Genomic DNA, 5,731 nt, shown 5'->3' on the forward strand with positions numbered 1-5,731 from the left:
ATGGTAACTTCTACCCGTATCTGTGGCATGATACTCGGCACTTACATCAAAATCGTTTACAAATCGCCTTATTGCCGGTTGGCAGCCAGGAGTGCAAGGGTTAAGTTGACCAACCATTTTAAGATGACCACCTGCCTGAACCATATCCATTGCGTCATTTGTCAAAAACTTACGTTCCGTATGAGTTAACAATGCCTCCTGCTGATTTAGTCTGCCACTGCCAAGACTACCACTTTGATAGATATCATTAAAAATACTTTCGCCATTTCTAATAATTTCACCTGATAATCCATAATGAAGCGTAAAGACATCCACAAACCAATTTAGCACAATCGGAGCGGAACTCTCCGACAACACGGGCAGAGCCTTAAATAAGACTTCTGAAAAGAAGCTCGGGGGCGTTGAAGTCCGAAGCCCATTGGTCTTTAGCCAATGGTTAGGTCACTAATCACTAATCAAAAAGATAATAAGTCCTCATATTGATACTGGATTCGATCTCTGCAATACAAACCCTAATTCTTGAAACAACCGAGTCGTCATTAATTGATAATTCATATCGCAAATCCTCATGCTGAAAAATCACTCGATCAATTTTCTTTAAATTATATATCGAATAATATATTCTTAGATTATCACAAGGGGTTAAGTTTTCCTGAATCAATTCCAGTTTTAAAAAATTACTATTTCGAGGAATTTCCTTTAGTAGTCGAAGAAAATTATGATGATGATTAATTACATCCAGATCAATATATTCAATCTGAAGTTTTGCTTTAACCGTTTCTGCACTAAACCCTATCATAATACCTTTACTATCCAGCTCAATAGGGAATTCATCAATTTCATCGTATTCACCTCCGACTAATAACTCTTCAATATCAACTTCAAATATTCTTTCAAATAGCAATTTAAAATCATCGGTCCGAATATTCTTTCGAAACAAATTTGATGTAATCTTATTTTTTTCTACCGGCTTCATAATAAATTGTTCTCTCGAAGTGTGTCAAAGAAATCGCCATCGCTCTCCATTTTATCAATGATTTTATTTAGTACCTCCATCGGCTGTAATAAAACATTATTCGATCCAAATACAGGATGTATAGAAAAACTAAAGATTTGAGTCTCCGCTTTCACCCACTTTAAAAAAATTATAGTATCTACCTTGCTTAGTAAAATAGGTTTACTACAAGACTTCAAATAAGCTTCCATATAATATTCATCTTGCCATAACAATAAAACATCGCTACCATCATTGCCGACGATAACTTGAAAGGTGTCGTCGGATACAACAGTGCTTAGAAAATTTCTTTCTCTTTGAATATAATTTGATTCTTGAATATTGCTTTTACTCATTAAATACGTTTCATTATTTATTAGTGATGAACACCTCTTGACTTACTTTTTCTCTTACTTTTCACCTTCCCTTTTTTAGAAACGCCTTCTTTATTTCTAGCACCATAATCATCATGTTTATGCTGCAACTCATGATTTTTTTTCAGATTAAGTTCTGAATAAATATAATCATATCCTTTTGCACTTTCGTAACCTCGATAGTGAGCTCGATCATATCCCGGAGGAATAGTCATTTTGCTAAAAGGCACGCCACGGTTATACTGTTGCTGAAACCAACCTCTTATGTGTCTAGGCAATTTCTCATCGTTCATAAGCTTTTTATGTAATGCAGATTTACCAGCATTTGATCTTGCCAACCCTATCGGATCAATCCATTCATTACTGTCGTGAACGTAACTATACAGCTGTAGGCCTCCATTCAACCCAATCGGATCCTGACTGATATAATTCCCGCTTTCAGGGTCATAATATCTAAACCGGTTATATGCCAGCCCGGTCTCTGCATCCAGATATTGTCCCTGATAAAGATAGGCTTTATGTTCTAATCCAATTCCGCTCTTGAAAATAAATCTACTATTAAAGCTTCATTTTCGCAGGCTTCTTTAAATGCGATAATAAAAGTTTTCAAGGCTTCTGAATTTGCTGAATAAGCGCAAAACATTCCTGCCTCGGGGTCGAATTTAACGGTACCTACAAATTCAGGCTTCTGCTCTTCCAAAAACACTTTTGCTAAAGAACCCCAATCGTAGCCATTTCCTTCAAACCCTTCACTTTCCCGAGCTTTGAAAATTTCCGATTTATACTCACCAACATTGAGGCAAACCGATAAATTTCGCTCGTTCTCAACCCAAAAAAAAGGATAAATTAATTTTTCAAATTCTGCACTTTCTTTATTCTTCATAAATAAGACTAATAAGAAGATAATACAATTACCATACTAACTTATCTAGTTTTATATTGAGTGTGGATTAACGGATAAAGTTTCTTTAAGATTTATCCTTGCCTCCTAGTCTAACTTTAAATAGACTGACGCATTAAAAGCACTACTAAAGCATTTCTAATTGTTCAAATAGCTCCTCTCCGATCTGTTTAGTCCCGCTACGGAATTTAACAGGTATTTTCTTTTCAACTCTTTCATACCAAGAATAGAATTCTACTTTAAGTTCTGTAATATTTATTTTTTTGGCACGCCTTTTTGCCATCTCAGGATACTTCTTACTGAGATATATAAAAATATCCATATGTACCAGTAATGGCTGTGCAATTTCTTCGGAAGTCTTCAGCCATTGAGCAATCTCATTGATATGATCTATCGCCAGGTTGAAATATCTTACAGGTTCCATACTGGCCAGCTCATTTCCCTCAGGTGATGTATTGTATAATTTCATGCTTCAAATCTAATTAAATCTCAATCCTTCTACTTCTTTTGATATAAAATTCAATGTTTGGATATATTTGTATTATGTAGTCTATTGAATTTCTTAAACTCTGATACCCATTCACTATTCCATTTATTGGTTGAAATTTCTCATCAATTATCATCTTATCAAACATTTAGTACATTTCTACAACCCTTACCGCATTATATATACAAAATACCGCGTTTTGGACAAAACTCCGTGTGTCCACTATATTAAAATGACCTAATCCAACTATGCTCTTGAAAATAAATCTAGTATTGAAGCTTCATTTTCGCAGGTTTCTTTAAATGTGATAAAAATGTTTTCAAGGCTTCTGAACTTGCTTAATAAGCACAAAACATTCGTGCCTCGGGGTCGAATTTAATTGTACCGACAAATTCAGGATTCCGCTCGTCCAAAAACTCTTTCGCTAAAGAACCCCAGCCGTAGCCATTTCCTTCAAACCCTTCACTTTACCTAGCGTTGAAAATTTCCGCTTTACATTCGCCAACGTAGAGGCAAACCAATAAATTTCGACAAACTTCAAAAAATTGCGACTTTTTCTACCCGCTGTGGTTCCAAATTTTTCTATAGTAAAAACTTAATTTTCTGGTCCGTTTTATTATCATTAAGTTCCCTAATCATATTGAAAAGTAATATCGTATTATTTTCTTTATTAGTAGTCAACAACAAATTAAAATAGTGGAAAACTTGTATACCATAGCTGTGTTTTGGTGTGCAGATTGCATAAGCGAATTCATCACTATTAACTATTCTAAACCACCCCCATCCATAACTTTTTTGAATTAATGTACCATATGCCGATCCCAACTCAAAGCAATGACCGCTAATTTCCTCGACCTCCAATCTTGCGCTTCTCAACAATTCGACTTTTCTATGTACGAACAGTAGTGCCTGATCATCATCCGACAATCTGCTGTCTTTTAAAAAGGATTTATAAAGCGCATTGATTTCAGCTAGTTCTTCCGATGATATAGATTTAATAATCATTTATTGTTTGAAATTGCAATTTATCCAGAAAATCGATTGTTATAAGGCCCTAGATCCGACAGGTTGACACACTTTATGGAATCTAACTCCTTTTCAATTCTTAGCTGAAAAGATTCATCACACACTAGATCGTGAATAGCAAGATCTTTCAGTTTGAAAATATTAAACGTTACATTATTCAACAATAATACCTTTTCATACTTTTTGATATTTCCAAAATAATCCCCTGATTTATATACTGACTCTACTGAAAGCCCCCTCATATTTATCATATTTTCGTCTAAAGTGAAGGTTGAATTAGAATAGTCAATAATATCCTGAGTCGAATTTCTCATATCAATGAAAAAAAAGGTCTTCCCCTGAGAAATATCCTTCCCTTTAGTGTTTATTACTTCAAGCTTGACCGACTTATAAGGAGGGCAATTTGATTGATCTATTAAAGATTTAAATCGATCGCTGACAATGTAACCATCCCAAAAAATTGAATAATCAATATTAAACGCCTCCTCCCCTTTGAGTATATAAAGCAATTCCGCAGGGTAAACACGATCGACATCTCTCGGTTTTGTCCATGAGTACTTCATAGGAGGAAAAGGATCTTCTTTCGTGAAATGCTCTGCTAGCACTCCCATTGACAATGTCAATTTAGGAAGATTATAATTCTTGGTTAATATATAATAATTCATATTATTTAATTAGCGTAGCTTCTTTTTCCCATCTACAATTTTATGTTGGGCATTTCCAACCTATTGGCAATTTCCAAACTTGATATTACGTTTTGTTTACTTCTATGCCTGCCTTTAGTAAACAACAAGCCGGCTTCAAACCGGCTAAGGCAACCACCTTGCGTGTAAGTCCGGACTCCCAATCACTTTAGTCTAAAGTGCATTCTTCGATATCTAAATTTCCATTCAACTGACAAGATATAGTATAATCCGGGTATTGTAAAGGAGCAATCAATGAAAGTGTTATTTCATCGTCGGATAACAATTCGATCTCGCGAACTATTAATTCATTTTTTAATTTTTCGATTTCATTAGATCGATAAAATTCATTCGCATCCTGAGAATATGCTGCAGCGGTCAACTCCTGAGATAAATCGACCAAAATTTTAGGCAATGCTGTTTCTATTCGCTTAATCTTATTTTGAATTATCTCAACAAAATCGGCATCGTTAGCAAACGCAGAAGTTTCATCAGAATATCTAATTAATACGCTATCGAAATTCCCAATTCGCATACGTGTAGTGTGATCTTGATTTAGGCCATTCATAGCGCTTTATTAATAATTAATTATCTTTTAACTCCACCCCTAAAATAGGCAAAAGGCTCGTTAAAGCTTCCTTACTTCTTCCAACTATTATAATCATAATATCAGCAATAGTCACAACAAAAGCCTCCTCACTGTCTTTTAACCACAATTTATTGGAATAATATTTGTCCTTTATAAGTGTATTAAAATTATTTCGAATACTATAATATATATCAAACCGCCGATGTTCAATCTTCGAATCCGTCTTCTTTGATAACCAAATAGCCAATTCGATCAACACAAATGTATATGATGAATTGGATATAAGATCTCCTTCGGGAGTGTAGACTGCCGGATCCTCCAATTCTCTATCTTCCTTCTTGATTGCATATTGTTTATCTGCCACAGTTATTGAAATATCGTCATCGGCATCTACACTATTAAAAGACACAAAGGCGCTTAACCCTAAACCTTCAATAGTAGTCAAACAGTCCACTCCGGAAGGATAAAAATTATTTTTCCCTTGACGCTCAATCGCTTCTTTTTTACCTAAAGAGACTCTAATTATAACACCAACCGCATCCGCATAACGCTGAAAATCCATAGTAGCTAATTTAATGTGTATTAAGTTTTTTTCTTCTTGGTCTTTTACCATTCAAATTATAATCATACTTGGCTACAACTTTGCCACCTTCCATTTCAGTCTGAATTATATGGCC

The 5,731-nt window shown here is 34.8% G+C and carries 9 protein-coding genes and 2 pseudogenes; all 11 read right to left on the bottom strand.

Going from position 1 to position 5,731, the window contains the following annotated elements; genetic code table 11:
• The coding region (locus tag ACYVI9_RS15105; protein ID WP_460765991.1) for a hypothetical protein at positions 1-315 on the bottom strand (315 nt) is incomplete at its 3' end.
• Positions 316-451: 136 nt separating this feature from the next.
• Positions 452-976, bottom strand: a complete 525-nt coding sequence (locus tag ACYVI9_RS15110) for a hypothetical protein (protein ID WP_460765993.1) — start codon at positions 974-976, stop codon at positions 452-454.
• Positions 973-1,350, bottom strand: coding sequence for a hypothetical protein (locus tag ACYVI9_RS15115; RefSeq protein ID WP_460765995.1), 378 nt, complete (start codon positions 1,348-1,350; stop codon positions 973-975). The genes ACYVI9_RS15110 and ACYVI9_RS15115 overlap by 4 nt, the downstream gene beginning before the upstream one ends.
• A 20-nt stretch (positions 1,351-1,370) precedes the next feature.
• Entirely contained in the window at positions 1,371-1,706 is a 336-nt protein-coding gene (locus tag ACYVI9_RS15120) for a polymorphic toxin type 8 domain-containing protein (protein WP_460765998.1), read from the bottom strand.
• A 9-nt stretch (positions 1,707-1,715) separates the two neighbouring features.
• A pseudogene (locus tag ACYVI9_RS15125) lies at positions 1,716-1,916 on the bottom strand (RHS repeat-associated core domain-containing protein); the annotation flags it as partial.
• The gene (locus tag ACYVI9_RS15130; protein ID WP_460766000.1) at positions 1,892-2,251 is read right to left on the bottom strand and encodes an immunity 51 family protein; all 360 of its coding nucleotides are present in this window, start codon (positions 2,249-2,251) and stop codon (positions 1,892-1,894) included. The gene ACYVI9_RS15130 and the pseudogene ACYVI9_RS15125, both read right to left, overlap by 25 nt.
• A 145-nt stretch (positions 2,252-2,396) precedes the next feature.
• Positions 2,397-2,738, bottom strand: a complete 342-nt coding sequence (locus tag ACYVI9_RS15135; protein ID WP_460766003.1) for a hypothetical protein — start codon at positions 2,736-2,738, stop codon at positions 2,397-2,399.
• A 356-nt stretch (positions 2,739-3,094) separates the two neighbouring features.
• Positions 3,095-3,208: pseudogene (locus ACYVI9_RS15140) on the bottom strand (Imm51 family immunity protein); the annotation flags it as partial.
• A gap of 573 nt (positions 3,209-3,781) precedes the next feature.
• The gene (locus tag ACYVI9_RS15145; RefSeq protein WP_460766005.1) at positions 3,782-4,393 is read right to left on the bottom strand and encodes an Imm43 family immunity protein; all 612 of its coding nucleotides are present in this window, start codon (positions 4,391-4,393) and stop codon (positions 3,782-3,784) included.
• Between the two features lie 241 nt (positions 4,394-4,634).
• Positions 4,635-5,033 carry a hypothetical protein gene (locus ACYVI9_RS15150; protein WP_460766008.1) on the bottom strand — a complete coding sequence of 133 codons (399 nt, stop codon included), beginning with the start codon at positions 5,031-5,033 and terminating at the stop codon, positions 4,635-4,637.
• A 16-nt stretch (positions 5,034-5,049) separates the two neighbouring features.
• Positions 5,050-5,616, bottom strand: a complete 567-nt coding sequence (locus ACYVI9_RS15155) for a hypothetical protein (RefSeq protein WP_460766010.1) — start codon at positions 5,614-5,616, stop codon at positions 5,050-5,052.
• Between the last annotated feature and the right edge of the window lie 115 nt (positions 5,617-5,731).

This window comes from Niabella terrae (assembly GCF_054783135.1).